This is a genomic window from Skermanella sp. TT6, assembly GCF_016653635.2.
In the GTDB taxonomy this organism is placed as follows: domain Bacteria; phylum Pseudomonadota; class Alphaproteobacteria; order Azospirillales; family Azospirillaceae; genus Skermanella; species Skermanella cutis.
The window spans coordinates 416,052-442,360 of the sequence record NZ_CP067420.1 but is presented as its reverse complement, the minus strand read 5'-3'; the positions used below and the strand labels follow the sequence as shown (position 1 = coordinate 442,360).

The 26,309-nt window shown below is 68.3% G+C and carries 28 protein-coding genes and 1 pseudogene; 8 read left to right on the top strand and 21 right to left on the bottom strand.

Annotated elements, in window-relative coordinates; translation table 11 throughout:
• Nucleotides 1-28: 28 nt before the first annotated feature.
• The 4 genes from IGS68_RS02070 to IGS68_RS02055 all read right to left on the bottom strand — a co-directional run bounded on the left by IGS68_RS02070 (nt 29) and on the right by IGS68_RS02055 (nt 4,116).
• Complete coding sequence (locus IGS68_RS02070) at nt 29-1,351, bottom strand: c-type cytochrome (protein ID WP_247881130.1); 1,323 nt, start codon at nt 1,349-1,351, stop codon at nt 29-31.
• 201 nt (nt 1,352-1,552) lie between these two features.
• The gene (locus IGS68_RS02065) at nt 1,553-2,347 is read right to left on the bottom strand and encodes an ABC transporter ATP-binding protein (protein WP_201076954.1); all 795 of its coding nucleotides are present in this window, start codon (nt 2,345-2,347) and stop codon (nt 1,553-1,555) included.
• 16 nt (nt 2,348-2,363) lie between these two features.
• Complete coding sequence (locus IGS68_RS02060; RefSeq protein ID WP_201076952.1) at nt 2,364-3,146, bottom strand: ABC transporter permease; 783 nt, start codon at nt 3,144-3,146, stop codon at nt 2,364-2,366.
• A gap of 16 nt (nt 3,147-3,162) precedes the next feature.
• Complete coding sequence (locus IGS68_RS02055) at nt 3,163-4,116, bottom strand: ABC transporter substrate-binding protein (RefSeq protein WP_201076950.1); 954 nt, start codon at nt 4,114-4,116, stop codon at nt 3,163-3,165.
• Between the two features lie 306 nt (nt 4,117-4,422).
• On the opposite strand from IGS68_RS02055, the gene IGS68_RS02050 reads away from it, so the two are divergent.
• Nucleotides 4,423-5,802: a S41 family peptidase gene (locus tag IGS68_RS02050; RefSeq protein ID WP_201076948.1), complete on the top strand. Its 1,380-nt coding sequence runs from the start codon at nt 4,423-4,425 to the stop codon at nt 5,800-5,802.
• Between the two features lie 59 nt (nt 5,803-5,861).
• On the opposite strand, the gene motA is transcribed toward IGS68_RS02050, so the two are convergent.
• Nucleotides 5,862-6,671, bottom strand: a complete 810-nt coding sequence (gene motA / locus IGS68_RS02045) for a flagellar motor stator protein MotA (protein ID WP_412766131.1) — start codon at nt 6,669-6,671, stop codon at nt 5,862-5,864.
• A gap of 210 nt (nt 6,672-6,881) precedes the next feature.
• Between motA and IGS68_RS02040 the strand changes: the two genes are divergently transcribed.
• A complete protein-coding gene (locus tag IGS68_RS02040) occupies nt 6,882-7,817 on the top strand; it encodes a flagellar motor protein MotB (protein ID WP_201076944.1) in 936 nt (311 codons plus the stop codon).
• Between the two features lie 24 nt (nt 7,818-7,841).
• Here the strand turns inward: IGS68_RS02040 and IGS68_RS35885 are convergent, their stop codons facing one another.
• On the bottom strand, nt 7,842-7,973 hold the full coding sequence (locus IGS68_RS35885) for a hypothetical protein (protein WP_256445789.1): 132 nt from the start codon (nt 7,971-7,973) through the stop codon (nt 7,842-7,844).
• On the opposite strand from IGS68_RS35885, the pseudogene IGS68_RS35310 reads away from it, so the two are divergent.
• Nucleotides 7,948-8,154: pseudogene (locus tag IGS68_RS35310) on the top strand (IS630-like element ISSpo6 family transposase); the annotation flags it as partial. The gene IGS68_RS35885 and the pseudogene IGS68_RS35310 sit on opposite strands and share 26 nt — an antisense overlap.
• Nucleotides 8,155-8,363: 209 nt before the next feature.
• On the opposite strand, the gene IGS68_RS02035 reads toward IGS68_RS35310, so the two are convergent.
• From IGS68_RS02035 to coxB, 10 genes are all read right to left on the bottom strand, one after another.
• Nucleotides 8,364-8,678: a HigA family addiction module antitoxin gene (locus IGS68_RS02035; protein ID WP_201076943.1), complete on the bottom strand. Its 315-nt coding sequence runs from the start codon at nt 8,676-8,678 to the stop codon at nt 8,364-8,366.
• An 86-nt stretch (nt 8,679-8,764) separates the two neighbouring features.
• A complete protein-coding gene (locus tag IGS68_RS02030) occupies nt 8,765-10,258 on the bottom strand; it encodes a carboxypeptidase M32 (RefSeq protein ID WP_201076941.1) in 1,494 nt (497 codons plus the stop codon).
• A gap of 51 nt (nt 10,259-10,309) precedes the next feature.
• On the bottom strand, nt 10,310-11,050 hold the full coding sequence (locus IGS68_RS02025) for an SURF1 family protein (protein ID WP_201076940.1): 741 nt from the start codon (nt 11,048-11,050) through the stop codon (nt 10,310-10,312).
• On the bottom strand, nt 11,034-11,366 hold the full coding sequence (locus tag IGS68_RS02020) for a DUF983 domain-containing protein (protein ID WP_247881336.1): 333 nt from the start codon (nt 11,364-11,366) through the stop codon (nt 11,034-11,036). The genes IGS68_RS02025 and IGS68_RS02020 overlap by 17 nt, the downstream gene beginning before the upstream one ends.
• A 100-nt stretch (nt 11,367-11,466) precedes the next feature.
• Nucleotides 11,467-12,279, bottom strand: coding sequence for a cytochrome c oxidase subunit 3 (locus IGS68_RS02015; RefSeq protein WP_201076939.1), 813 nt, complete (start codon nt 12,277-12,279; stop codon nt 11,467-11,469).
• 25 nt (nt 12,280-12,304) lie between these two features.
• Nucleotides 12,305-12,901, bottom strand: coding sequence for a cytochrome c oxidase assembly protein (locus IGS68_RS02010; RefSeq protein WP_201076938.1), 597 nt, complete (start codon nt 12,899-12,901; stop codon nt 12,305-12,307).
• Nucleotides 12,898-13,047: a hypothetical protein gene (locus IGS68_RS02005; RefSeq protein WP_201076937.1), complete on the bottom strand. Its 150-nt coding sequence runs from the start codon at nt 13,045-13,047 to the stop codon at nt 12,898-12,900. Before IGS68_RS02005 ends, IGS68_RS02010 begins: the two co-directional genes overlap by 4 nt.
• Before the next feature lie 37 nt (nt 13,048-13,084).
• The gene (gene cyoE / locus IGS68_RS02000; protein ID WP_201076936.1) at nt 13,085-14,014 is read right to left on the bottom strand and encodes a heme o synthase; all 930 of its coding nucleotides are present in this window, start codon (nt 14,012-14,014) and stop codon (nt 13,085-13,087) included.
• A gap of 85 nt (nt 14,015-14,099) precedes the next feature.
• Nucleotides 14,100-15,704 carry a cytochrome c oxidase subunit I gene (gene ctaD / locus IGS68_RS01995; RefSeq protein WP_201076934.1) on the bottom strand — a complete coding sequence of 535 codons (1,605 nt, stop codon included), beginning with the start codon at nt 15,702-15,704 and terminating at the stop codon, nt 14,100-14,102.
• Nucleotides 15,705-15,829: 125 nt separating this feature from the next.
• A complete protein-coding gene (gene coxB / locus IGS68_RS01990) occupies nt 15,830-16,684 on the bottom strand; it encodes a cytochrome c oxidase subunit II (RefSeq protein ID WP_371821876.1) in 855 nt (284 codons plus the stop codon).
• Between the two features lie 605 nt (nt 16,685-17,289).
• Between coxB and IGS68_RS01985 the strand changes: the two genes are divergently transcribed.
• Nucleotides 17,290-17,481 carry a hypothetical protein gene (locus tag IGS68_RS01985; protein WP_201076931.1) on the top strand — a complete coding sequence of 64 codons (192 nt, stop codon included), beginning with the start codon at nt 17,290-17,292 and terminating at the stop codon, nt 17,479-17,481.
• Nucleotides 17,482-17,506: 25 nt separating this feature from the next.
• Here IGS68_RS01985 and IGS68_RS01980 read toward each other — a convergent pair whose 3' ends face one another.
• Nucleotides 17,507-18,466, bottom strand: a complete 960-nt coding sequence (locus IGS68_RS01980; RefSeq protein ID WP_201076930.1) for a response regulator — start codon at nt 18,464-18,466, stop codon at nt 17,507-17,509.
• Nucleotides 18,467-18,664: 198 nt separating this feature from the next.
• Between IGS68_RS01980 and IGS68_RS01975 the strand changes: the two genes are divergently transcribed.
• The gene (locus IGS68_RS01975; RefSeq protein WP_201076929.1) at nt 18,665-19,378 is read left to right on the top strand and encodes a ferritin-like domain-containing protein; all 714 of its coding nucleotides are present in this window, start codon (nt 18,665-18,667) and stop codon (nt 19,376-19,378) included.
• Nucleotides 19,379-19,539: 161 nt separating this feature from the next.
• Nucleotides 19,540-20,823 (top strand): coiled-coil domain-containing protein, encoded by a 1,284-nt coding sequence (locus tag IGS68_RS01970; RefSeq protein WP_201076928.1) that lies wholly within the window; start codon nt 19,540-19,542, stop codon nt 20,821-20,823.
• Nucleotides 20,824-20,910: 87 nt separating this feature from the next.
• On the opposite strand, the gene IGS68_RS01965 is transcribed toward IGS68_RS01970, so the two are convergent.
• Both IGS68_RS01965 and IGS68_RS01960 read right to left on the bottom strand, forming a co-directional pair.
• Complete coding sequence (locus tag IGS68_RS01965; RefSeq protein WP_201076927.1) at nt 20,911-21,552, bottom strand: DUF3618 domain-containing protein; 642 nt, start codon at nt 21,550-21,552, stop codon at nt 20,911-20,913.
• Nucleotides 21,553-21,622: 70 nt separating this feature from the next.
• Complete coding sequence (locus tag IGS68_RS01960; protein WP_247881335.1) at nt 21,623-22,795, bottom strand: OpgC family protein; 1,173 nt, start codon at nt 22,793-22,795, stop codon at nt 21,623-21,625.
• A 409-nt stretch (nt 22,796-23,204) separates the two neighbouring features.
• Here IGS68_RS01960 and IGS68_RS01955 point away from each other — a divergent pair, with 409 nt between their 5' ends.
• A complete protein-coding gene (locus tag IGS68_RS01955; protein ID WP_201076924.1) occupies nt 23,205-24,035 on the top strand; it encodes an SGNH/GDSL hydrolase family protein in 831 nt (276 codons plus the stop codon).
• Here IGS68_RS01955 and IGS68_RS01950 read toward each other — a convergent pair.
• Complete coding sequence (locus tag IGS68_RS01950; RefSeq protein ID WP_206379347.1) at nt 23,975-24,181, bottom strand: hypothetical protein; 207 nt, start codon at nt 24,179-24,181, stop codon at nt 23,975-23,977. The two genes, IGS68_RS01955 and IGS68_RS01950, sit on opposite strands and share 61 nt — an antisense overlap.
• 284 nt (nt 24,182-24,465) lie before the next feature.
• On the opposite strand from IGS68_RS01950, the gene IGS68_RS01945 reads away from it, so the two are divergent.
• On the top strand, nt 24,466-25,278 hold the full coding sequence (locus tag IGS68_RS01945) for a DUF1223 domain-containing protein (protein ID WP_201076920.1): 813 nt from the start codon (nt 24,466-24,468) through the stop codon (nt 25,276-25,278).
• Nucleotides 25,279-25,285: 7 nt separating this feature from the next.
• On the opposite strand, the gene meaB is transcribed toward IGS68_RS01945, so the two are convergent.
• The gene (gene meaB / locus IGS68_RS01940) at nt 25,286-26,305 is read right to left on the bottom strand and encodes a methylmalonyl Co-A mutase-associated GTPase MeaB (protein ID WP_201081000.1); all 1,020 of its coding nucleotides are present in this window, start codon (nt 26,303-26,305) and stop codon (nt 25,286-25,288) included.
• Between the last annotated feature and the right edge of the window lie 4 nt (nt 26,306-26,309).

Genomic DNA, 26,309 nt, shown 5'->3' with positions numbered 1-26,309 from the left:
CTGAGGCATCCGGTGTGCGGCGCCCCGTTCAGCGGGGCGCCGTTACCTTTTCCAGCCAGCGGATCAGCTCTTCCCGCTCCGCGTCGTTGCCGATGGTCTGGACCGGCATCTTGGTGCCCGGCGTGACCACGTCCGGGCCGCGCTTGAACAGGTCGCCGACCGTCTCGGCGGTCCAGACGATGTTGCCGTCCCGCAGCGCCGGGGAGTAGGGATAGCCCGGCACGGTGCCGATCCGGCGGCCGAACACGCCGTACAGCGTCGGCCCCGCCCGGTTGCCGCCGTCGGGCGTGACGGTGTGGCAGGCGCTGCACCGGCGGAACAGCTCCGCCCCGCGCTCCCCCTGCTCGCCCCTCGGCACGTCGGATGCCGCCAGCTTCGCGGCGCCGGTGCGGATCTCCAGCCCGGCCGCCGTGTCCCAGAGGCGGATCGCCCCGTCTCCCCCCGCGGTCAGAAGCCGCTTCCCGTCGGGCTCGAAGGCCAGCGCCCAGACCGGCCCGCGGTGCCCGGCGAGGGTATGGAGCACGCGGCCGTCGTCGATCGACCACAGGGCGATGCCGCCGGTCACGCCGGAAACGGCCCCGGTCGAGCCGTCGGCGGAGACCGCGACCGCGAGCACCGGCGCCGGATCGCCGACCACGGGACCGGCCGTTTCCGTTCCCGCATCCAGGTCCCAGATGCGGACGGCGCCGTCGATCCCGCCCGCCACGGCGCGCCGGCCGTCGGGCGTCAGCGCCAGCGCGTTGACCGGAAGCCCGCCGCCCAGGACCTTGATCTCCCTCCCGTCGGAGCGGTTCCAGAGCCGGACGGTGCCGTCCTCCCCGGCGCTGACCAGCCGGGCGCCGTCCGGCGTGAAAGCCACCGCATTGACGTTGCCGGCGTGTTCAGTCAGCTCGGCGAGTTGGGCGCCGCTCTCCAGGTCCCACAGCCGGACCGTGCGGTCCCAGGCCGCGGAGGCCGCCGTCCGCCCGTCCGGCGCCACCGCCACGGCGGCGACCCGCCCCTTGTGCCCGGCCATGACCCGCTCGGGGGCGCCCTGCCCCAACCGCCACAGGATGACCTTCCCGTCGTCCCCGCCGCTGACCACGCGGCTGCCGTCGGGCGTGAAGGCGACCGCGTTGACCGCCGCCTCGTGCCCGTGCATCAGCGCCAGGGCCGCCGCGGCCTTAGGGTCCCACAGCATCACCGAATAATCGAACCCGGCGCTCGCGGCGCGGGTGCCGTCGGCCGAGACGGCCAAGCCCTTGACCATGCCGCCATGGCCGACAAGCTGCGCCCGCGCCGGCATCGCGGCCAGCAGCAGCGCGCCGGCCACGATCAGGAAGCGGCGGATGGTTGGCGGTGCGAAGGGCACTGCGGTTGCTCCGTTCTGTCCAGGTACCGTCACCATGCATGGTTGACCGGCGAGGGTCAAATCCAGCCCGCCGGCGGTTGATGCGTCGGGCGATGTGTTTCGGGCCACAGATGAACGGCGATGGAAGCAGATATGACGCATGGTTCATCTCTGATCTGCTTCCATCGCCGTTCATCTGTGGCCAAACAATGAAAACCGATCCTACCCCGCCACCATCGCGTCCGCCCGGATCGTCTCCACCCGGATCTCCTCGGTCAGGCGGGCCTTGTATTCGGCGAACCGCGGCGTCGTCTTGATCGTGTAGGTGCGGGGGTGCGGCAGGTCGATCGGGATGTCGCATTTGATCCGGCCGGGCCTGGCCGTCATGACCACCACGCGGTTCGCCAGGAATATGGCCTCGTCGATGTCGTGGGTGACGAACAGGACGGTCTTCTGGTCGGCCTCCCAGATGCCCAGCAGAAGCTCCTGCATCAGCGCCCGGGTCTGGTGGTCCAGCGCCCCGAACGGCTCGTCGAGCAGCAGCACCTTGGGGTCGTTGGCGAGCGCCCGGGCCAGCGCCGTGCGCTGCTTCATGCCGCCGGACAGCGTCCTGGGGAAATGATCGGCGAACTGGCGCAGGCCGACCCGGTCCAGGAAATAATCGGAGATCTCCTTCTGACGGGCCTTCGGCAATCCCTTCTCGCGCAGCCCGAAGCAGATATTGTCGCGCACCGTCATCCAGGGGAACAGGCTGTAGGACTGGAAGACCATGCCGCGGTCGGGTCCCGGTCCGCCGACCGGCCGGCCGTCCATCAGCACCCGGCCCTGGCTGGGCAGGTCCAGGCCGGCGACGATGCGCAGCAGGGTGGACTTGCCGCAGCCGGACGGTCCCAGGATGGTGATGAAGTCGTTGTCCGCCACGGCCAGGTCGGTCGGCTGAAGCGCCACGGTGGCGGCTCCGCCCCGTCGCGCCGGGGGAAAGACCCGCCCGACGCCGTCGATGTCCAAGGTGCTCATTACGATTCCGCCGCCGTCAGCTGGCCCAGGAGAACAGGTGCCGGTTCACCTGCTTGAACAGGAAGTCGGAAACCAGTCCGATCACCCCGATCACGAAGATGCCGAAGATCATCTGTCCGGTGTCGAGGAAGCGCTGGGCGTCGATGATCATGAAGCCGATGCCGGCGCTCGCCCCGATCAGCTCGGCGACGATGACATAAGTCCAGGCCCAGCCCAGCACCAGGCGCAGGGTCTCGAAGATCTGGGGCGCCGCTGCCGGCAGCATGACCCGGAGCACGACGCCCCGGTTGCGGGCCCCGAGGGTATAGGCCGCCTCGACCAGCTCGGCGCGGGTGCCGCCGACGATCACCGCGACCATCAGGCAGATCTGGAAGACCGCGCCAATGAAGATCACGGACAGCTTCTGCGCCTCGCCCACCCCCGCCCACAGGATCAGCAGCGGGATGAAGGCCGAGGCCGGCAGGTAGCGGGCGAACGAGATCAGCGGCTCGAAGAAGGCCTCCACCGGCTTGAAGGCGCCCATCAGGATGCCGAGCGGCACCGCGACCGCCGTGGCGATCAGGAAGCCGCCGAGTACCCGCCCGACCGTCACCAGGACGTCGCCCGCGAAGCCGAACTCGAAGAACAGGGCATAGCCCGCCTTCAGCGTGTCCCAGGGGCCGGCGAGGAACAGCGGCTTGACGAGGCCGCTGGCGGTGACGGCCCACCACAGGGCCACCACCGTGACGAATCCCAGGACGCCCAGGGTGATCCGGCGTCCGGGGGAGACCGGCTTGAGGGGAACGAACAGATCGGACATTGAGAATGCTGCGCGCCTACTTCACGAAGGACGCGTCGACCATGGTCGAGACGTCGGCCGGGCGGCGCACCAGCCTGGCTTCCGCCATGACGTCGTTGGCCTCCTTCAGGAATTTCGGCAGGGTCTCGGCCATGTAGGTCCGGTTCATGTCGCGGTCGTACCATTGCACGAACTTGGCGGAGGCCTGGAACTGCTCCGGCGTCTGGTTCACGTCGGCGCCCATGATGCGGTAGGCCTCGTCCGGCTGCGCCTTGATCATGTCGAGCGCCTCGAACCAGGACTTGACCATGGCCTGGACCACCTTGGGGTTCTCGGCGATGTAGTCCGGCTGGAACGCCAGGGTGTCGACGATCACGCCCGGCGTCTCGGCCGAGGTCACGATGATCTTGCCGGCATTGTTGGTCCGCACCGTGGACAGGTAGGGCTCGTACGTGACAGCCAGGTCGAACTGGCCGGCGACGAAGGCGTTGGCCGCGTCCTTGGGCTCCAGGTTGGTGAGCTTCAGGTCGTCCAGCTTCATGCCCTGCTGCTTGAGGAGGTAGGCCAGCCAGAATTGCGGCACGCCGCCGAACTGCACGGCCACCGACTTGCCCTTGGCGTCCTTCAGCGACGCGATGCCGTCCCGCGCGGCGATCCCGTCGCCCCCGGCCGAGGTGTCGAGCACCAGCACCTGGGTGACCGGAACCCCGCTCGACGCGTAGAGGATGTGGGTATCGACCGTGGTCGTGATCGCCTGCACGTCGCCCGAGGCCATCGCCTGGTGCCGGTTGGACGTCGGCATCTTCTTGATCTCGACCTGGACGCCGTTGCGCTCGAAGATGCCGGCCTTCTGCGCCAGGGTGATCGGGGCGAAGCCGGTCCATCCGCTCATCGCCAGGGTCACCTTGGGCAGGTCGGCGCCCAGCGCCGAGGTGGCGGCGGACACCGCGACGGCCAGGGCCGCCGCTACGCCGAAGCATCGTCTCATCATCGAAAAACCTTCCTGTCTCTCGCAGCCGTGGTTCTTGGCCATGCCGGATGATGCATGCGGATCGGTGCGGTGCGGCATACGGCGGCCTGCGGAGTGTTCCACAGCATCACCGTGCTGTGAAGGGGCATGGAAGCGACGTCCAGCGGCCGGGCCGCATTTTGCATAACCTTACATTAACCATATTCCTGTTCTCTTTATCGGCGGCCCGTTTGGTGTATCGTATCGATAGAGAATCCCGTGCCTGCATCCCTGTTTCATCAACCAGTCCCCTGGCTCACCACAAGCCCGTCACAGGATCACGCCCGCATGACGCAGAAATTCGCCTACGCCGCCTTCATGTCGCTGGTGCTCATGGCGCCGCTGCCGGTCCTGGCGCAGCCCCCCTCGGCATCGCCGGCAAAGGCGTCGCCCGCCCGGGATTCGGTGGATGAACGGGCGCTGAACCTGTTCAGCGAGGTGTTCGAGCGTGTCCGCGGGCAGTATGTCGAGAAGATGACCGACGAGCAGCTCGTCAAGGCCGCGATCGAAGGCATGCTGACCTCGCTCGACCCCCATTCCAGCTTCCTCGACACCGCGGACTTCACCGAGATGCAGGTCCAGACGCGCGGCGAGTTCGGCGGACTGGGCATCGAGGTCACGCTGGAGAACGGCTACGTCAAGGTGATCTCGCCGATCGACGACACGCCGGCGGCGCGCGCGGGCTTCCAGAGCGGCGACCTGATCACCCAGATCGACGGCGAGCCGGTCCAGGGCCTCAGCCTGAAGCAGGCGGTCGAGCGGATGCGCGGCCCGGTCGGCCAGCCCATCAAGGTGATGGTCCGCCGCGGCGTCGCCGAGACGGCGCCGTTCGAGGTGAACCTGACGCGCGAGGTGATCAAGAGCCAGCCCGTCAAGTCCCGGGCGGAGGGCGACGTCGGCTATATCCGCATCACCGGCTTCAGCCGCCAGACCCAGCCGGGACTGGAGAAGGCCGTCCAGACGCTCCAGCAGCAGCTCGGGAACCGGCTGATCGGCTACGTGGTCGATCTGCGGAACAACCCCGGCGGCCTGCTGGACCAGGCGGTCTCCGTCGCGGACAGCTTCCTCGACAAGGGGAACATCGTCTCGACCCGGGGCCGCGACGGCGTGGAGACCCAGCGTTTCGACGCGACCGCCGGCGACCTGACCAAGGGCCTGCCGATCGTGGTGCTGGTCAACGGCGGCTCGGCCTCCGCGTCGGAGATCGTGGCCGGCGCGCTCCAGGACCAGCACCGGGCGGTCCTGATGGGGACCCAGACCTTCGGCAAGGGGTCGGTGCAGACCATCATGCCGCTGCCGGACCAGAAGGCGATGAAGATCACCACCGCCCGCTACTACACCCCGTCGGGCCGCTCGATCCAGGCGCTGGGCGTCACCCCCGACATCACGGTGGAGCAGGCCAAGCTGGAGCAGGTCGCCCAGGCGCCGGGCCGCAAGGAGTCGGACCTGCGCGGCGCCCTGTCCAACGACACGCCGCCCAAGGACGCGCCGCGCGGCCAGCCGCCGGCCGCGGCGCCCGCGCCGGCCCCGGCCGCTCCCGCCGTTCCCGGCAGCGCCGAGGACTACCAGCTCCGCCGCGCGGTCGACCTGCTGGTCGGCACCTCGCTGTTCCGCCAGCTTCCGGCGCAGCCGCCGGCCCAGCCGCGGATCACCAAGACCGCCGGCTGAGAGCCGGCGGGGGCCGAGCCGGCAGGCCGGCCCTCACGTAACGGCCTGCCGGCGGCGGTTCACACCGGCGGCAGGCTGTTCAGCTTCTCCTCGACTTCGGCGAAGCTCGGCATGTATTCGTGGGAAATGGCCTTGCGGCCGGTCTCCACGCTGATCTGCGGCGCCTGCCCGTGCAGGTGCGCGGTGATGATCACCCGGATCACGTGGTAGAACTTGATCTCGTCCTCGTAGATGCCCTTCAGGCGGTTGGCGATCGGGCCGAAGATGCCGTAGGCCAGGAGCACGCCCAGGAAGGTCCCGACCAGCGCGCCGCCGATCATCTTGCCCAGCACCGGCGGCGGCTCGTTCAGCGAGCCCATGGTCTTCACCACGCCCAGCACCGCCGCGACGATGCCCAGCGCCGGCAGCGCGTCGGCCATGCCCTGGAAGGCGTGGGCCACATGGTCGCCCTCGGCCAGGAAGCCCTTGATCTCGCGGTCCATGATGTCCTCGACCTGATGCGGGTCGTCCTGGCTCATGGAGACCATGCGCAGGTAGTCGCAGATCAGGTCCTGGGCGAAATGGTCGTGGGTGATCTTGGGATAGGCCTGGAAGATCGGGCTTTCGCTGGGCTTCTCGATATGCGGCTCGATCGCGACGGTGCCCTTGTTCTTGGCCAGCTTGAGCAGCTGGAACATCAGGGTCAGGATGTCCATGTAGTCGGACTTCTTGAACTTGGCCCCCTTGATGACCTTGGCCAGGTCCTTCAGCGAATGCTTGATCACGTGCCCGCTGTTGGAGATCAGGAAGGTGCCGACCGCCGCCCCGCCGATGGTCGCCATCTCGTGCGGCAAGGCGCCCATGACGATCCCCATGTTGCCGCCGGTCATCGCATAGACGCCGAACACGCAAATGAAAAGAAAAACGAGACCGCCAATTGCGAGCATGATCGTCCGATTTGCCGATAAAGAATTGTTCACCTTCTCGCGCTAGGTATTCTGCAAGGGCACGCAGCACGGCGCGCGGTTTTGCCGCAGAACCAGCACAAGACCAGCGCATGGTGTCGTGGAAGTCTTAATATTTCGTCAGTCAGGTGAGTCATGGCCAAGGGTGGCGGCGAGCGTCCCATCATCATCAAGCGGATCGAGGTGAGCGGCGGCGGCCACCACGGCGGCGCCTGGAAGGTGGCCTATGCCGACTTCGTGACCGCCATGATGGCGTTCTTCCTGCTGCTCTGGCTGCTCGGCTCGACCACCGAGGACCAGCGCAAGAGCCTGGCCGACTATTTCTCTCCCAGCCCGGCGGTCTCCAGTTCCAACAGCGGCTCCGGCGGGCTGCTGGGCGGCGTCACCATCTCGGTGCCGGGCAGCCTGTCGTCGCCCAACGCCGCCTTCACCGCCCAGGACAGCGCGCCGAGCACGCTGGTCGCGCCGACGGAGAACGACGGCGACAGCCAGGGCGCCGGAGAGGGGGCTGAGGGCGAGGACAGCGGGTCCGGCCAGCAGGCGGCGGGCGCGCCTCCGAAGCCCGGCGCGCCGCCCTCGCTGACGCCGGAACAGCGCGAGAAGCGCCAGTTCGACCGCGCGGCGGAGGAGCTGAAGAAGGCGATCGAGAATTCCCCCGACCTCCAGGGGCTCAAGAACAACCTGCTGGTGGACCAGACGCCGGAAGGCATGCGGGTGCAGATCGTCGACGCCGAGGGCAAGAGCATGTTCGCGCTCGGCAGCACCCAGATGAACGACGACATGCGCAAGCTGCTGACGCGGGTGGTCCAGGCGATCGGATCGCTGCCCAACAAGGTCGCGATCCGCGGCCACACCGACGCCACCCCCTTCGCCAACAACCCCCAGGGCAACTGGGACCTGTCCAGCCAGCGCGCCGGCGCCACGCTGCGCGCGCTGACCGCCATGGGCCTCAATCCCGGCCGCATCGCCGACGTCAGCGGCCGCGCGGAGGTGGACCCCCTGTTCCCGGAGAATCCCAACGATCCGCGCAACCGAAGGATCTCGATCATCCTGTTCAAGCAGGCGCAGTGAGGCGGAGGCGGGCGGGGCGCGGGATCAGGCGTGCGCCAGTTCCAGCAACGCTTCCCGGACTTGGCGCAGCGCCGGGTCGGCTTCCTTGTCCCGGCGCCGGATCAGGCCCAGCCGGCGGTGGGCGGGCATCGTCGGGGATCGGAGGATGGTGTTCATCAATGAAACCGCCGCCACCAAGAATATGAACCCGGCTGCGGGGCGGGGCACCCTGCGGGTCGTGCCCCGAAGCCCAGGCCCCGTTCGGCCATTGGGGCACCCAGACCTTCATCGCCGCCTTGCGCCACGATGGCCTGACCGTCCCCGGATAATCGCCGGAGCGATGAACCGCTCCCTTTTCGGGATTACTTCTGCCAAGCTCAAGGTCGACTTCCGATGTATCGGCGCCCTTATCGTTGAGGCATTCCGGAGAGTCGTCGGCTCGATCTGCGGCCTATACCCGCCAGACGATTACTGGAACCATCTTGAACGTGCCGCAATGCGTCGGATCAATAGCTCAGGACTCTAGGCTGCCCGTGTCGTCACTTCCCACACCAAGCGGTCGCCCAATTAGTTGCGCGCGACCTCAAGGTCATACTGGGCCTGCAACCCCATCCAGAAATCCGCGCTGGTGCCGAAATGCCTGGACAGCCGCAGCGCCGTGTCGGCGGTGATCGGGCGACGTCCGTTGACGATCTCGCTCATTCTGGTCCTCGATACACTTAGCGCCCGGGCCAATGCATCGACGCTGATGCCCAGCGGCTCCATGAAATCGGCACGGAGGCTGAAACCGGGTTGGATCGGCCCGACCGTCTCCCCATCAGGATCTATGGCATCCTTCAGACCGATCCGGCCGGCGTCCAGATCCTGGCGGGATAGAGTCATCGGACACCTTCATTGCATCGGACGAAGCGATATCCCGGAAAATATCAGCAGCCAACCAGGACGGGCAGAGCGGAACCGTGCCACCCTCACGCCTCCTCCAGGTACCGCCGGCGCAGGTGCTGCTGGTACACGCCGGCGTCCAGCGGGCGGCCGGTGGCCTGCTTGAGCAGTTCGTCGGCGGGGAGCAGGCTGCCCTTGGCGTGGATGTTGGTGCGCAGCCAGGACAGCAGCGGGGAGAAGTCGCCCTTCGCGATGCCGGGAAGCACGGCGTCGTCGGCGCGGCAGGCGGCGTCGAACAGCTGGGCGGCGGTCATGGCGCCCAGGGTGTATGTGGGGAAATAGCCCCAGGCGCCGCCCGGCCAGTGGATGTCCTGGAGGCAGCCGAGCCGGTCGTTCGGGACCTTCAGGCCGAGCAGGTCGCGCATGCCGTCGTTCCAGGCGCCGGGCAGGTCCTTCAGCGTCATGTCGCCGGCGATCAGCGCCTTTTCCAGCTCGTAGCGGATCAGGATATGGGCGGGATAGGTGACCTCGTCGGCATCGACCCGGATGAAGCCGGGCTCGACCCGGGTGTAGAGCCGGTACAGGTTGTCGGCGTCCCAGGCCGGGCCGGTGCCTCCGAAGCTCTCGCGCATCACCGGGGCGGCGAATTCCAGGAAGGCGCGGCTGCGGCAGGCCTGCATCTCGATCAGCAGCGACTGGCTCTCGTGCAGGCTCATGCCGCGCGCCTCGCCGACCGGCTGGCCCAGCCACTCGGCCGGGCGGCCCTGCTCGTAGAGGGCGTGGCCGGTCTCGTGAAGCACGCCCATCAGCGCCTTGGTGAAGTCCGCCTCGTCGTAGCGGGTGGTCAGGCGCACGTCGTGGGTGGCGCCGCCGCAGAAGGGATGCAGGCTGATGTCGAGCCGGCCGCGGTTGAAGTCGAAACCGACCGCCTGCATCATCCGGACGCCGAGCGCGCGCTGGGTCTCCACCGGGAAAGGCCCCCGGAGCGGCAGCAGGTCGGGCCGGCGGGCCTGGCGCTCCAGCACCTGGGCCAGGAAACCGGGCAGGAACCCGCGCAGGTCGGCGAAGAGGCGGTCGATGGTGTCGGTGTTGCCGCTCGGCTCGTAGGTGTCGAGCAGCGCCTCGTAGGGCTGGCAGCCCAGCGCCTCGGCCTTGGCGTCGGCGATCTGCCGCTGGAGGTTCAGCACCTCCGACAGGCTCGGCAGCAGCATCGCGAAGTCGCCGGCCGGCCGGGCGTCCCGCCAGACCATCTCGCAGCGGGAGACCGCGCGGGAGTTGGCTTCCACCAGGTCGGTCGGAACCGCGGTCGCGTGCAGGTAGGCCCGGTGCATCTCGTGCAGGTTCGCCGCTTGCCAGTCTGAAAGGTCGGTCTGGTGCTCGGCGTCGGCCAGCAGGTCGGCGTTGTCCTCGTCGGTCAGCAACTCGTGGCTGATCACCTTCAGGGTCGCCAGCTGCTCCGCCCTGCCGTCGGCGGCTCCGGGCGGCATCAGCGTCTCGGTGTCCCATTGCAGGATGCCCAGCGCGTCGGAAAGGGCGGCGATGCGGGCGAAGCGGCGTTCGAGCGTCTGATAGGCGGACATGGATTGCGGCTTCCCTGAAGGAGAAGGGTGAGGACGACGATCGGGGCCGTGTCAGCGCGGCTCCCGGGCGGGGTCGCGCCGCCACTGCGACGCGACATAGACGGCGATCAGCGTCAGCGCCAGCCCGTACCAGGTGACGGCGTACTGGAGATGGTTGTTCGGGATGGTGACGTTGGTCTGGCCGCCGACCGGCAGGCCGCCGGGATTGGCGGCGGGGCCGGCCTCCACCACCAGCGGCAGCGGGTTCTCCGTGCCGGCCGAGGCGGCCATGGCCGGGATGTCGTACCAGAACCACATGTTGGCGGCGGCGTCGTTGTCCGGCTGCATCCAGCCCGGCCCCGGCGGCACGCGGGAGATGCCCTCCACCGCGACGGTCCCGGCGGGCAGCCCGTCCGGGCGGGTCGCGGGGTCGCGCGCCTCGGTCGGGACCCAGCCGCGGTTGACCAGCACCGTGGTGCCGTCGTCGCGCCGCAGCGGCGTCACCACATGATAGCCGATCCGGCCGTTGAAGCTGCGGGCCGCCAGGTGCAGTTCCCGGTCGTGGAGGAATTCGCCGGTGACCGAGACGCGGCGGAAATCCCAGCCCGAGGGGTCGTCGATGCGGGACGGCAGGGGTGCGGGGTCGGCGTCCAGGCCGGCCTCGATCCGGTCGATCAGGTCGTTCTTCCAGGAGAGGCGCTCGACCTGCCAGGTGCCGAGGCCGGCCATGATCGCGACGGCCACCAGGGTACACAGGGTGGCGCCGAGGCCGGGGCGGAAACGCCGCCCGCCTTTGTCAGCGAGGGCAGCCATGGTTCCTCAATTCCGGGGGTCCGCCCGAGACTCCGGGGTCTCGGGGATGTCGTATTCGCTGGCGCGGTGGCGGAACTGGAGGGCCCATCAGGTAGGCCTTGGCGGGCCGCAGCATCCCGAGCGCCAGCCCGAGGATCACCACGGTCCAGACGGCGGCGTGGAGCCAGAGCGGCCAATCGACCGACATGGCGACCCAGAGGGCGACGGGAACCACCGTGAAACCCAGGATGAAGGTCATGAACACGGCGGGGCCGTCGCCGCTGTCGCCGCGGGCGAGCGCGAGGCCGCAGACCTCGCACCGGTCCGAGACGGACAGGAAGCCCTTGTACAGACGCCCCTCCCCGCACCGCGGACACCGGCACTTCAGCGCCGCGGCGAGGGGAGGGACCCGAGGGTACCGGGTTGGCGTCAGGGCGTCAGGCTCCCCACCAGTAGATGGACACGAACAGGAACAGCCAGACGACGTCGACGAAGTGCCAGTACCAGGCCGCCGCCTCGAAGCCGAAATGGCTCTGGGGCGTGAAGTGCCCGGCCGCCGTGCGCCACCAGCAGACCGCCAGGAAGATCGTCCCGATGACGACATGGAAGCCGTGGAAGCCGGTCGCCATGAAGAAGGTCGAGGGATAGATGCCGTCGGTGAAGCCGAAATGGGCGTGGGTGTATTCGTAGATCTGGAAGCCGCTGAACAGCACGCCCAGCAGCACGGTCAGGCCAAGCGCGACGCTGGCCGTCCGCCGGTCGCCCTCGATGATCGCGTGGTGCGCCCAGGTCACCGTGGTGCCCGACAGCAGCAGGATCAGCGTCATCATCAGCGGCAGGTGGAAGGCGTTGAACGTCTCGATGTTCTCGGGCGGCCAGACCCCGCCGATCGCCTCCTTGGGGAACAGGCTGGCGTCGAAGAAGGCCCAGAAGAAGGCCGCGAAGAACATCACCTCCGACGCGATGAACAGCGCCATGCCGTAGCGCAGGCCCAGCTTGACGACGGGGGTGTGGGCCTTCTGGCGGACCGCCTCCTTCAGGACGTCGCGCCACCAGCCGGCCATGACCGCCAGGACGGCGACGAACCCGAGCGCCAGCAAAAGCCAGCCGCTGCCGTGCATGAACAGGATGGCGCCGACCGCCAGCAGGCCGCCGGAAAAGGCGCCGAGCAGCGGCCAGGGGCTGGGATCGACCAGGTGGTAGGGGTGGCTGTGGCCGCCCCCGGTGGCATGCGCGTTAGTCTCGGCCATGCTGTGTAACCCTCGTTCTATGCTCTTATTCGTTGATTGACGTTACCTGTCCCGCCGCCCCGCCGCCATGGGCCCGGAAGAAGGTATAGGACAGGGTGATGGTCTGGACGTCGTCCAGCTTGGGATCGTCGGCCATGGCCGGGTCCACGAAGAAATAGACCGGCATGTCCACGCTCTGGCCGGGCTCCAGCCGCTGCTCGGTGAAGCAGAAGCACTGGATCTTGTTGAAATAGATGCCGGTCTTGTCCGGCGTGACGTTGTAGGTCGCGGTCCCGACGATCGGCTCGTCCGAATTGTTGACGGCGCGGTAGCTCATCATCGCGGACTCGCCGATCCGCACCTCCATCTGGTGGATTTCCGGCCGGAAGCCCCAGGGCAGCGCGCCGTTGACGTCGGCGTTGAAGCGGACCTTGACGGTGCGGTCCAGGATCTCCCCCGCCGGCCCTTCCGCCCGCTGCGTCGTGCCGCCGAACCCGGTGACCTTGCAGAACAGGTCGTAGAGCGGCACCGCGGCGAAGGACAGGCCGATCATGCCGAAGACCAGCCCGAACAGGCCGCCCATCAGGATCAGGTTCTTGCGCCGCGTTCCCTGGTGCGTCCTGGGGTCCCTGCCCGGCGTCATGCGCTTCCTCCGATGCGGACCAGGGTGATGACGTAGAGCAGGGCCACGAGGGCCAGGAGCGCCAGGAGCACGGCGATGTTCTTGCCGCGCTGTCGGCGCTTCTGCTCGTCGGTCAGCTGATGGCCGGGAAGGCGGTTGGCATTCATGGGACCCACGCGCTCGCTTGCTTTGCGGAAACTGGCTTTACGGAAGCCGGGCCAGCGGCCCGGCCAGCTGCTCGCCGATCAACAGCGACAGCAGCAGGAAGAGATAGAGGATCGAGAAGACGAACATCTGCTTGGCCGCCTTGTCCGTCCTGTCGTACCAGACCTGGACGGCCAGGGCCACGAACAGGCCGCCCAGCACGACCGACCCGGCGAGATAGGCAAGGCCGGCGATGCCGACGAAATAGGGGGCGACCGCGATGGGGAACAGCAGAAGCGTGTAGACCAGCATCTGCTTCTTGGTCTCGCGCTCGCCGGAGACGACCGGCAGCATCGGCACGCCGGCCTTGGCGTAGTCGCCGTTGCGGAACAGGGCCAGCGCCCAGAAATGCGGCGGCGTCCACATGAAGATCAGCAGGAACAGGATGATCGAGGCGATGCTGACGTCGCGGGTCACCGCGGCCCAGCCGATCATCGGCGGGAAGGCGCCGGACGCGCCGCCGATCACGATGTTCTGCGGCGTGCGGCGCTTCAGCCAGATCGTATAGACGAAGACATAGACGAAGGAGGCCAGCGCCAGCAGCCCGGCCGCGACCCAGTTGACCGCCAGCCCCATCAGCATGACCGAGCCGACGGTCAGGACCACGCCGAAGCTGAGCGCCTCGTCGGGGTCCACCCTGCCCTCGGGCAGGGGGCGGTTGCGGGTGCGCTGCATCATGCGGTCGATGTCGCGCTCGTACCACATGTTGATGGCGCCGGACGCGCCGGCGGCGACGGCGATGCAGAGGATGGCGGTCAGCGCCAGCACCGGATGGATATGGCCGGGGGCCACGATCATGCCGGCGAAGCCGCTGAACACCACGAGGGACATGACCCGGGGCTTCAGCAGTTCGAAATAGTCGCGGACGCCGCCGGTGGCGAAGCCCTCGGCCGGCGCCTGGGCGTCCGGCCGCATGGTGATGTCTGTCATCTCTTCACGTCTTCCCCTGGTACCTCGGGATCACGGGCCCGTTCCGCCGCGCCCGCGATCCCTCCCCCTGCCGGCCGCCGTGCGCTTACTTCACGCGCGGCAGCTCGTTGAACTGGTGGAACGGAGGCGGCGAGCTGACCGTCCATTCCAGCGTGGTCGCCGAGTCACCCCAGTAGCTGGCGCCGACGCGCTGGCCGCGGGTGATCGTGTAGAGCGCGATGCCGACGAACAGGACCGCGGCGGCGAACGAGATGTAGGAGCCCACCGACGAGATCATGTTCCACCCGGCGTACGCATCCGGATAGTCCGGGATACGGCGCGGCATGCCGGCCAGACCCAGGAAGTGCTGCGGGAAGAACGTCAGGTTGACGCCGACGAAGGTCATCCAGAAATGGACCTTGCCCCAGAACTCCGGATACTGACGGCCCGACATCTTGCCGATCCAGTAGTAGAAACCGGCGAAGATCGAAAAGAGCGCGCCCAGCGACAGCACATAGTGGAAGTGGGCGACGACGTAGTAGGTGTCGTGCAGGACGATGTCCATGCCGCCGTTCGCCAGCACGACGCCGGTGACGCCGCCCACGGTGAACAGGAAGATGAAGCCGACGGCCCACAGCATCGGCGTCTTCAGCTCGATCGATCCGCCCCACATGGTGGCGATCCAGGAGAAGATCTTGATGCCGGTCGGCACCGCGATGATCATCGTCGCGGCCGTGAAGTAGGCCCGGGTGTCCACGTCGAGGCCGACGGTGAACATATGGTGGGCCCACACGACGAATCCCACGACGCCGATCGCGACCATGGCGTAGGCCATGCCCAGGTAGCCGAAGATCGGCTTCTTGGAGAAGGTCGAGATGATGTGGCTGATGATGCCGAAGCCCGGCAGGATCATGATGTAGACTTCGGGATGGCCGAAGAACCAGAACAGGTGCTGGAACAGCACCGGGTCGCCGCCGCCGGCCGGGTCGAAGAAGGTGGTGCCGAAGTTGCGGTCGGTCAGCAGCATGGTGATGGCGCCGCCCAGGACGGGAACCGCCAGCAGCAGCAGGAAGCCGGTGATCAGCATCGCCCAGGCGAACAGCGGCATCTTGTGCAGCGTCATGCCGGGGGCGCGCATGTTGAAGATGGTGGTGATGAAGTTGATGGCGCCCAGGATCGACGACGCCCCGGCCAGGTGCAGGGCGAAGATCGCCATGTCGACCGACGGCCCGGGATGCCCGACGGCGGAGCTGAGCGGCGGGTAGATGGTCCAGCCGGTGCCCGCGCCGGTGCCGACGAAGGCGGACCCCAGCAGCAGCAGGAAGGCCGGGACCAGCAGCCAGAAGCTGATGTTGTTCAGCCTGGGGAAGGCCATGTCGGGCGCGCCGATCATGAGCGGCACGAACCAGTTGCCGAAGCCGCCGATCAGCGCCGGCATGACCACGAAGAACACCATGATCAGCCCGTGGGCCGAGATGATGACGTTCCACAGCTGGCCGTCGGCGACGATCTGGCTGCCCGGAGCCTGGAGCTCCATGCGCATGATCACCGAGAACAGGCCGCCGATCAGGCCGGCGATGATCGAGAAGATGATGTAGAGAGTGCCGATGTCTTTATGGTTGGTCGAGAAGAACCACCGCGCGACGAATCCCGGCTTGTGGTCGTGGCCGTGATCGTCGTGGGCGGATGCTCCGGTCGCTCCGTGACCCATGGTGCTAGTCCCTTACCCTCGGGTTGTCGTTGCGCTGGCGGCGGCGCGGCCTGGGGCCTGCGCGGTGCCGCCGCGCTGATTGTTCCTGGTGCCCGTGTTCCCGGTACCCTTTCGCCGGGGGCCGCTCATTCCTGGACGGCGGGAACCGGTGCGGCCGGCGCCTGGGCCACCTGGACCGCCGGAGCCTTCGGGGCGTTGGAGGCGAACTCCTCCTTGGCCTCGACCAGCCACTGGGCGAACCGCTCCTTGGAGACCGCCTCGATGGCGATCGGCATGTAGCCGTGGTTGGTGCCGCAGATCTCCGAGCACTGGCCGTAATAGACGCCCTCGCGGTCGATCCGCGCCCAGGTCTCGTTCAGGCGGCCGGGAATGGCGTCCTTCTTGATGCCGAGGGACGGCATGGCCCAGCTGTGCAGCACGTCGCCCGCGGTGACGATGATGCGGATGTTGGTGTCGACCGGCAGCACGATCCGGTTGTCCACCTCGAGCAGGCGGCGCTGGCCGGGCTGGATCTCGTCGTCCGGGATCATGTAGCTGCTGAAGGTCAGGTCCTCATGGTCCGGATACTGGTACTCCCAGAACCACTGGTGGCCGATGACCTTGAGGGTCATCTCGGCGTTCTCGGCCTTGTCCATGAAGTACAGGACCTTGAACGACGGCACCGCGATCACGACCAGGATGACCACCGGCAGCACGGTCCAGGCGACTTCGAGGATCGTGTTGTGGGAGGTCCTGGTCGGGTTCGGGTTGGCCTTGGCGTTGAAGCGGACCATGACGTAGATGAGCAGCGCCAGCACCAGCAGGGTGATGCCGGTGATCACCACCAGAAGCAGGTTGTGGAAATCCGTCAGCTGCTCCTTGACGGGGGAGGCCGACGCCTGGAGGCCGAGCTGCCAGGAGTGCGGCTCTCCGACAGCGGGTTGTCCCTGGGCCAGGGCGGCACCGGCGCTGCCGAATACGGAAAACAAAAAGGCCGTCAAGACGGCGCTGATCCTGTGCACATTCATCCCTAACCACTCTTCCTTGCGGCGGAGCCGCCCGCTCCGCATGTCTGACGAAACCCGTCCCCCGCTTTGCGCGGGGTGATTCTTGTGGCCGGCTCCTTCCGGTCGCCCCGGGAGCCCGCGGGAAGGACCCGCTTGCCCCGGTGCCGGAAACCGCCGTGCGGCTGAACATACCTGTTTGTTCATGACCTGATCAACCGGCGCTCCCGATCAGGGAGGTACATATCGTCGCAGGTGCGCCCGAATTGATCCCGCTCAAAGATCATGGTTTTTACATACGCGCTCGACATCCCCGGCGTCAACTTGACGCAGCGGACCGATCCGTCTGATTTGGCTATACTTTTCGCCTAATATGCGAGCCCGTGGCAAGGTTGGCACGGTCGCGGCGGAGGCGCGGCGCGGCAGGACCAGTGATCAGGCGCGCGGTGCGCGCTTTCGCCGCATGCCGGTCGGCGAGGACTCGGGCATGCATTCACACTCCCGGAAAGCCGCCTCGGGAAAAATGTTATCGTCATGGGTATGCTCGGCCCGGGGTGCCGAGCGCCCGCCCGTCGCAACATGCCGTCGATAGAGACCAGTCCATGGCCAAGAAGACCGAAGTCGAAGCCATCGCCAACCAGCTGTCCTTCGCCGTGAAGGAACTCTCCACGGTCGCCGAGCGCCTGAGCAAGGCCGGCTATGCCGAGATCGCGGACGAGATCAGGACCCTGGCGAACAGCGGCGGCTTCTTCGCCGAGGAGTTCGCCCGCCTGTCCCGCGAGCGGGCATCGTGAGAGGTGCTGCGACCCCGCGAGCACCCTACCCCGCCGCCACCCGCTCCCGGTACTTGCGGATCGCGACGTTGACCTGCTCGGACAGGTCCGCCGGCGCGCGGTCGGGGTTCAGGCCGGACATGATGGCGTCGGACAGGGGGCGCAGCAGGCGCAGCGCCGCCGGTTCGCTGACGCGGCCGCTGTTAACCATGCGCTGGCCCAGGTTGCGCAGTTCGGTCACCATCTCGACCAGCGCCGCATAGGGCGTGCCGGGCAGCCGGTCGAGCAGATCGTCGCAGGCGTCGATCAGGGACTCCAGGTATTCGCGGTTGGCGGAGTCGTCGTTCAGCGCCGGCGTGCCGGAGACGATCAGGCCGGCCAGGAAGCTGACCTGGAAGGCGTCGCGGCGGCGCTTCTCCTCGTCGATCTGGCGCTGGGCGCGGGCGATCACCTCGTCCAGGGTGGCCAGTTCGGCGGAGTGGCCCTCGGCCTTGGCGCGCAGCGTGTTGGGCACGTCGAACAGCGGGATCGAGCTGGGGCCGCGCGCCGGATCCTTGCGGCGGTCGGGGCCGATATAGGCCGAGGTCACGATGAAGGGCTTGCGCTGGCGGACCAGTCCCACCAGCCGCTCCATGACGGCATTGACCGACAGGGGCTTCACCAGCAGCCCGTCGGCCCCGCTCTCGACGATGGCGCGGACCCGCTCGTTGCTCGCGACCGAGGTCGTCATGATCACGGTCACGAATGGGTTGCGGCCCAGCTTGCCATGGCGGATCGCGCGGACCAGCCCGCAGGGGTCCTCCCCTTCCAGGTCGGCGTCGAGCACCACCACGTCGGGCGGGTCGCTCCCCCCCTCCAGGAGCGTGCGGAGGGATCGGATGTCGGGAACGTCGACGATCCCGGAGAACCCCTCCGCCTGAAGGAGGGACTTGAGGGCGATGCGGACCGAGAGATTTCCCTCTCCCATCAGAATGCCGATCCTGGATCGGTGTGCCCTGGCGATCATTCAATCAATCCGCGATCGTCGCTCCCGTTGGTTCGGCAGCGGTCATATGAGCTTCGTCCGAACCTGAGAATGACACGCCGTTTTCAGACGGCAAGCGCCACTATCGCATCTCCGGCGGGAGCAATGTCGCAGCCCGGCGGTTGAGGCAGGGGTGAAGCCGCTGCCGCGGCCGAAGCCAACAGTTCGAGGATCGGCGACATGACAGACACCAGCAGTCCCCAGATCGCCCGGCGCATGACCGCCGGCCTCCTCCCGGTCCCCTTCGCGGGCGGCCCGGCAATGCCGGGATGGAGCTCGGCCGGACTGGGGATCCCGTCCTTCGACACAGCGGGCGGGCGCGACGTGGCGCTGATCGCGGAGTTGAACGATCTGCTGCAGCTCGACTGCGACGCGGTGGGCGCCTACACGCTGGCGATCGCGGCCCTGCGCGACGGCGGCCTGCGCGACCGGCTGACCCAGTACCGCGAGGACCACGAACGGCACATCGTCGATCTGATCGATCTGATCAGGACTCGCGACGGCGTGCCGATCCGGCTGCCCCATTTCCCGACCGGCCTGTTCAAGCTGCTGGTCCAGGCCGGCGGCTCGGCCGGAAGCCTGGCCGGCGGCGACCGCGCGGTGCTGCTGGCCTTCGTCACCAACGAGGGGCAGGCCCGCGACAAGTACCGCCGCCACGCGCGGGGCGACCATCCGGCCGACGTGGAAGCCATGCTGAAGCGAGCCGCCCGCGACGAGGAGACCCATTTCGAATGGGCCTGGGACTCGCTCGACCGGCTCGGCGTCGGACGCGGGACGCTTCCGGGGATCGCGGCCGAGAGCTTCGGCTTCTTCCACGGCGCCAACGCGGACATCCTGGAAGCGGCCGGCAAGCTGGGCCTGGACGTGCTGGCGCGGACCCTTCGGCGCGTCTGATCCGCGGGAGGTACCCGTATCCGGAGGGTCCGGTATCGGAGGAGTAGTCGGCAACAAGTCCCGCCCCCGCGGCGTTTGGATGCCGACGCCGGCGGAGGTCCGGGGCCGGCAGGGCTCCAGGGAACGGCTCCGGGCGACCAGCAAGCACGATAGAGGACATCATGACCAGCTCGCATGAACCCGACGCGCGTCGGGGGAACTTGCGGTATTACCTGTTGGGACTGGCCGTGGTGGCGGTCATCGCGGTGATCGCGGCAATCTCCTTCGGCGTCCAGAGCGGCAGGCTGGAGGAACAGCTCGCCCAGCGCGAGCGGGAACACCAGCAGTCCCTCGCCGCCTTGACCGGCGAGCGCGACACCGCCCGCGAGGAGCGGCAGGCCTTCCAGGGCGACCTGGAGCGGCTGCGCACCACGGTCCAGGACGAGCGCCGGCTGGCCGGCGAGGTGAACCGCCTGGGACAGGAGATCCAGTCCGCCCAGCAGCAGCTCCAGGAACTCGGCGCCCAGCGGGAGGCGGCCCAGGCGGAGACCCAGGCCATCCTGCAGCAGCGTGCCGAGGCGGAGCAGCAGACGGCCCAGGTCGTCGAGCAGCTTCGCCAGCAGACCCAGCAGCTGGAACGGACCCAGGCCCAGGTGACCGAGGCCGGACAGCAGCAGGCGACGATCCGCGACCAGCTGGCCGCGATGAGCGACCAGGTCGCCCAGCGGACCTCGGAGGCCGAGCAGATCGCCCAGCGCGTCGCCGAGGTGCGCCAGCAGGAGGCGCAGCTTCGCGACAGCGTGGCGGCGCTCAGCCAGGAGTCCGCCGCGAAAGCCGACCAGGCGGCGCAGGCCGCGCAGCAGACGGAGGCCGCGGTCACCCAGCTCGACCAGTCCCGGCAGGAGCTGAACCGGGTCCGCCAGGAACTGGCCGACGCCAACGACCAGCTCACCGGCGCCCGGCAGGAGCTGGAGAACGCCCGCCGCGAGCTGGAGCAGACGGTCCAGCGGAACCGGCAGGCGGTCGCCGAGATCGAGCAGCGCCAACAGGATCTGGCCGGGATCGCCGAGCAGGTCGAGCAGCGGAACGCCGACCTGGGCGCTGCCGAGCAACGGCTCGCCGACCTGACCACCCAGGCCGATGCCCAGCAGGCCCGGCTGGAGGAAGTGGTCGAGAGCGCCCGGCAGGCGCGCGAGGCCGAGGTGGAAGCCCGCCGCAGCGTCGCCCAGCTGAGCGACGACGTGACCGGACGCACCGGCGAGCTCCAGCAGATCGAGCAGCGGATCCAGGAGGCCCGCCAGACCCTCCAGCAGGAGCAGCAGGGCCTGGCGCAGCTTCGCGACCAGGTGGCGGAGCAGACGGCCCAGCTCCAGGCGCTGGAGCAGCGCCGGATGGAAGGGCTGCAGCAGCCCGGCGGCGAGGCGGCTCCCCAGCAGCAGCCGGAGCAGGCGCCGGCCCAGCAGTAAGGGCCGGTCCGCGGACCGCGAAGGCGGCATGGGAAAGCCCGCCTCCCGGATCGGGAGGCGGGCTTTCCCATGGGCGCCGTGCCGGCGTCAGGGACGGGTCTGCGGGGTCACCGTGGTGTCCGTCTCGGCACCGGCGGGGGAACCCGAGCTCAGGCCCGGACCGTTCGGCGTCTCGAACACCTTCGCGGCGTCGCGCGCCTTGATCGAGGCGGCATCGCGGCCCAGCAGGGTGTCCGGGGACGGGGCGTTGCCCTCCGGGGCGCCGGGGCGCGACGACGAGACATGCTCGTGGTGGGTGTCGGGATCGACATAATCCACCGTGCGCCGCTCCGCCCTGCCATACCGCGGGCCCGTGTGGGCGGGGGCGCCGTAATCGAACGCGTCCTCGGTCAGGACGGCGTCGTCATAGTCGAACTCCTCCAGCCGGCCCGCCCGCTCCGGCGTCCAGCGCTCGCGCCGCTTCTCGCTCCGCGACCCGGCGATGGCCAGCCAGGCGACGCTGATCGCCAGAAGCGCCACGGGGATCGGGTTGTCGCGCACGGTCGTCGAGAGATTCGACACGAAGGTCTGACCCTGGCCGCTGTTGCGCAGATAGCCCCAGACCTCGTCCATCATGCGGCCCGGGGAGAGACGGTCCTCGATGGCCGCCAGTGTCGCGGCGGTGTTCTGCCGGGTCTGCTCAATTTCCCGTTCGATCTGCTCAGGGGTCCTGTGGTCCGTGTTCGCCATCTCCAGCCTTCCATTGCATTGAGACGCGGCTCTTCCTGCCGCCTTCCCCTGCAAACCAACCTCTCCCCCGTTAGTTCCGGGTAGGGCCTTCCGCCGCGGTCCGGGGCTGGGGCGCCAGGCGGCCGCCCTGGTCCATCCAGGCGGCATAGTTGGCGTGGATCCAGGCCGGGACCGCCAGGCTGGCGATGGCCAGCAGCGTCATCGCGGTCTTGGTCCCTTCCGTGAAGGGACCGATCCTGGCGTCAAGCCCCAAGAGCACGTAGACCACCACCACATGGTAGGCATAGACCTGAAGCGAATGCTTGCCGATGAAGGTCAGGAACCGCCAGGCGAACAGGCGGTTCAGCAGCGTCCCGGCGGCCCGCGCCACCGGCGACGACGCCTCCCGGCCGGCGACCAGCAGCCAGGCGATCAGGTAGGCCAGGCCCGCGAAGTTCAGCAGGTAGACGAGGGCGAACTCGCCGCGGTTGTTGTAGACGTCGAACCGCAGCGCCATGCTGTCGGGCACCAGGCCGTTGGTGAAGCCGAGCCTGAAAGCCATGAACAGCAGGACCAGCGCGATCGAGACCTTCAGCAGGTCGGTGCGCCGGGGCGAGAACCAGCGGTCCCAGTCCAGCTTGCCCTGGGCATCGGCCGCCCCGAGCAGCAGCCCGGTGACGAACACGATCTGCCAGGCGAGCGGATTGAAGTGGCTGCGCAGCACGAAGCCGGGCGCGAAGGCGCCGACCGTCTCCTCGACGATCCGGATCGCCGGCAGATGCAGCCCCAGCTGGACCATCAGCCAGAGCAGGACGCTGCCGCCCAGCACCTCGCGCCAGTAGCCCCGCGCGATCCAGCGCAGCAGCAGCGGCGACGCGACCAGATAGACGATGTATTGCGGCAGGATGTCCATGAAGGTCGGCTGGTAGAGCAGCAGGAACGCCGAGATCCCGGTCAGCGTCGGGGTCTGGTACATCTCCCACATGAAGTGCCCCCACAGCGGGCGCGAGTTTGGGATCAGCACCGCCATGAACAGGATCGCCGCCAGGACGATCACCGCGTAGACATAGAGTTCGTAGGCCCGGTTGAGGATCTTGGCGTCCATGAGGGACGTCTGTCCCTTGGCGATCATGCGCGTATAGTAAAGGCCTATGATGACGCCGGAGATGAAGACGAATCCCTGGGCATCCTGGACATAGCCCAATTCCGAGTGGTTGATCCGCGCGAGCAATAACTCACCCTGGAACGGCAAATGATTAAGCATCATAAATACGAGGAAATAACCACGCAAACCGTCGAGGATTGCAAAACGCTTCATGGCACTCTCCACGGCCGGGGCGACTGCATGCCGATAGTACAGATTTTGGTATGTACCGATTGGTGAACCGGCGCAGATCATGTTTATTCCTTAAAGTGCCTTTCAATACCCCTTTCAGTGTAGAAAGAGACCAGAAGATCGACCTGAATATCCTGAGCCGGCAGGGAACATCCTGTCGGTTCAGGACGTTGAATCGGGTTGCGCATCGGCAACAGTGCCGAGGCGAATGTTCCGTGTCCCCCGCAATTCACAGTTTGACCATAATTGGAACCCATACGCTCTGCCGTCGCCGGGCAGCCCGCCAGGCTTCATGACAGCTTCACAGCAACAGCAGCCGAGCGAGCGTTTCCCAACCATGGTCAAGCACGTCTTCCCCGCAGTTCTGTCCGGTATCGTCGGTTTCGGCATGATGGTCGGGAGCGCCGCGGCGCAGGCTCCCGAGCAATGCGCCGCCCCGTCGCTGGTGATCCCGGCTTCCGCACGCGAGATGCCGCGGACCAGCGCGGCCCTCAGCCGCAAGCAGGATCTGCGCATCGTCGCCGTCGGCTCGTCCAGCACCCAAGGGACCGGCAGTTCGGGTCCCGCCATGACCTATCCGGCCCAGCTCGACCGGATCCTGGAAACCCGCTTCCCCGGCGCGAGGATCGAGGTGGTCAACAAGGGGATCGGGGGAGAGAAGGCGGCCGCGACCCTGGCCCGGCTCGACCGCGACGTGCTGGCGCTGAAGCCCGACCTGGTGATCTGGCAGCTCGGCACCAACGACGCCCTGGGGAAGGTCGATGCCAAGGTGTTCGGCATGCAGGCGGTGGAGGGCATCAAGCGCATCCGGGAATCGGGCGCCGACCTGATGCTGCTGGAGCCGCAGTTCCTGCCCAAGCAGGTGGGCAACGCGACCTATGCGGCCTATGTGGACGCGGTCCGCGCCCTGGGAGCCGCGCACGGCATCCCGGTGTTCCGCCGCAATGAGGTGATGAAGCACTGGCTCGACAGCAAGCAGTTCACCCCGACCACCATGCTGTCCAGCGACCAGCTGCACATGACCGACGCCAGCTACCGGTGCCTCGCGGAACTGATGGCCAACGCCATCGTCCCGGCGGCGATGCCGGCGGTCCAGCCGCCCGCCGGTCAGACCATCAAGGTGCTGAGCGGTCCCACCGCGGTGCGCAGCGCCGAAACGCCCAGGTAGAACACGGCCGCGACGAAACCCCAGCAGGCGACCGCGGCCGTCAGCGCCAGGATCGCCTGCATCTGGACGGGCAGTTGCTCCTCCGGGCCTTCCGAGAACCGGGACATCATACGCTCTCCGGCGATCCGGCGTATCAAAGCGTTCATGTCGAATCCGAATCCGTTGTTCATTCTCGATCCTCTCCCTTGCCGGGCGATGCTAATTATGGAAACAGGGCGGACGGGTGTCAAAAATGTGACATTCCGGACGCGATCGGAAGAAAACCGGGATGCGGAAGCCGGGCCGGGAATCGCCCGGCCGGAAGCGCCTTCTCTCTTCAGTCGTAACACCGGCTGGGTCACTGACGGACCGTGATCCCGACCGGCTATAGTCGCGCCGCAAGCCGAAGACTTCTCGCAAAAGGCCGGGACAGACGGACGGGGGACAGGACATGTTGGGGATCGCCGCCGTCGCAGTGCCGATGGGGTTCCTGTTCGGCTCGGGCTGCGCCGACCAGCCGACCGTGGTGGAGCTGTTCACCTCGGAAGGATGCTCGTCGTCGCCGGCGGCCGACGTGCTGCTGAACGAGCTGGCCGGCCGGCCCGACGTTCTGGCGCTGTCGTTCCATGTGGACTGCTGGGACGATCTCGGCTGGGCCGACCCCTTCGCCACCGCCTGGGCGACCCGGCGCCACCGCGACTACAACGACGCCCTCGGCCGTTCCTCCGTCTATACGCCGCAGATGGTGATCGACGGATCGGCCGAGGTGTTCGGCGGCAACGCGCGCCTGGTCGGCCAGGCCGTGGCGGCGGCGCGGGCGGCGCGGGGGCAGGCACGCCGGAACCCGCTTGGCATCGGCCTCCGCGAGCGCTCCGGCGGGCTGGACATCACGGTTCCCGCCGGCCATCGGCGGCGCGAGACCCGCATCCTGGCGGTGCGCTACGACCTGCGCCGCGGAGTCCTGGTGAAGGCGGGCGAAAACCGCGGACGCCGGCTGTCCCACAGCCACGTCGTGCGCGAAATGATCGACCTGGGCGCCTGGACGGGCGATGCCTGCCGGCTGCGCGCGCTGCCGGCACCGGCCGGCCAGGGGATCGCCGTGCTGGTCCAGGAACTCGACGGGGCGGGCCGCCCGGCCGCGATCCTGGGCGCCGCGCGCCAGGAACGCGGCCTGCTGGGCGTCAGCGCCGACCCGAGGGAAGCGGTCGCCCGCATGGTCCGGACGATCCGGGCGAACCGCGACGGCGGGGCGACCCCGCTGTAGCCGGCGTTCAGTCCTCGCGCGGGCCGAGGAACCGCTCCAGCAGGGCGCGGGCCGCCGCGGTCGGGGTCGTCTCCGCACGGGTCACCGCCTGCTCGGCCCGGGGAAGCTCGGCGCGGACGGCGGGGTGGCGGCGGAAGGCGTCGGTCAGGGTTTCCGCGATCTCGCTCCACATCCAGGCGCGCGCCTGTTCGGCCCGGCGGGCGTCCAGGGCGCCGGAGCCGGACAGGGTGCCGCGGTAGCGGCCGACGGTCTCCCAGATCTCCGGCACGCCGGTTCCGGTCGCGGCCGAGCAGGTCAGCACCGGCACCTTCCAGTCCTTCGACGGCGAGCGCAGCAGCGCCAGCGCGTGCCGGTACTCCGCGACGGCATGGCGGGCGGCGTCGACCAGGGCGCCGTCGGCCTTGTTGACCACGATCAGGTCCGCCAGCTCGACGATGCCCTTCTTGATGCCCTGGAGCTCGTCGCCGCCGCCGGGCAGCAGAAGCAGCATGAACAGGTCGACCATGTCGGCCACGGTCGTCTCGGACTGGCCGACCCCGACCGTCTCGACCACCACCACGTCATAGCCCGCCGCCTCGCAGGCCAGCATCGCCTCCCGCGTGCGCCGGGCGACGCCGCCCAGGGTGCCGCCGCTGGGCGACGGCCGGATGAAGGCCGAAGGATTGCGGGTCAGTTCCTCCATCCGGGTCTTGTCGCCCAGGATCGAGCCGCCGGTGCGCTGGGACGACGGGTCCACCGCCAGCACCGCGATCCGGTGCCCCTGCCCGATCACATGAAGGCCGAAGGTCTCGATGAAGGTGGACTTGCCGACACCCGGCACGCCCGAGATGCCGATCCGCACCGACCGGCCGGTATGGGGCAGCAGCTCGGCCAGAAGCGCCTCGGCCCGCTCCCGGTGGTCGGGCCGGCTCGACTCGATCATGGTGATGGCGCGGGCCAGGGCGCGCCGGTCGCCCGAGCGGATCGCCTCCGCGGTTTCGGCGGCGGACGGGACTGCGGCGCGGGAGGCGGAGGGGGATCTGCGCATCATG